The sequence below is a fragment of the Sphingomonas endophytica genome (assembly GCF_001476895.1).
Taxonomy (GTDB): domain Bacteria; phylum Pseudomonadota; class Alphaproteobacteria; order Sphingomonadales; family Sphingomonadaceae; genus Sphingomonas; species Sphingomonas endophytica_A.
In genome coordinates this window covers 1-531 of the sequence record NZ_LDTB01000296.1, presented here as the reverse complement: position 1 = coordinate 531, position 531 = coordinate 1, and the positions used below count along the sequence as shown (strand labels likewise).

Annotated in this window: 1 protein-coding gene; it reads left to right on the top strand. The window is 59.3% G+C overall.

The annotated features are described in order from the left end of the window. A partial coding sequence (locus NS334_RS17280; RefSeq protein ID WP_083500571.1) for an aspartate-semialdehyde dehydrogenase occupies positions 1–528 on the top strand: 528 nt, incomplete at its 5' end. Between the last annotated feature and the right edge of the window lie 3 nt (positions 529–531).

Sequence of the window (531 nt, the reverse complement as noted above, 5' to 3'; positions counted from 1 at the left end):
TTGTTCTCGCAGACCAAGGCCGTCTACACCAATGACGAGCTGATCAATAAGAAGTTTCCCAAGCGCATCGCCTTCAACGTCATTCCCCAGATCGACGTCTTCATGGAAGACGGCTTCACCAAGGAAGAGTGGAAGATGATGGCGGAGACCAAGAAAATTCTTGATCCCAAGATCAAGCTGACCGCGACCTGCGTGCGCGTGCCGGTGTTCGTCGGTCACTCCGAGGCGGTCAATGTCGAGTTCGCCAATCCGATCACCGCGGACGAGGCGCGCAACATCCTGCGCAATGCGCCGGGCTGCCTCGTGATCGACAAGCACGAGCCGGGTGGCTACGTCACGCCCTATGAGGCCGCCGGTGAGGACGCGACCTATATCAGCCGCATCCGCGAGGATGCGACGGTGGAGAATGGTCTCGCGTTCTGGTGCGTATCGGACAATCTGCGCAAGGGCGCGGCGCTCAATGCCGTGCAGATCGCCGAGGTCCTGATCAACCGCAAGCTGATCACCGCGAAGAAAAAAGCGGCGTAAGGC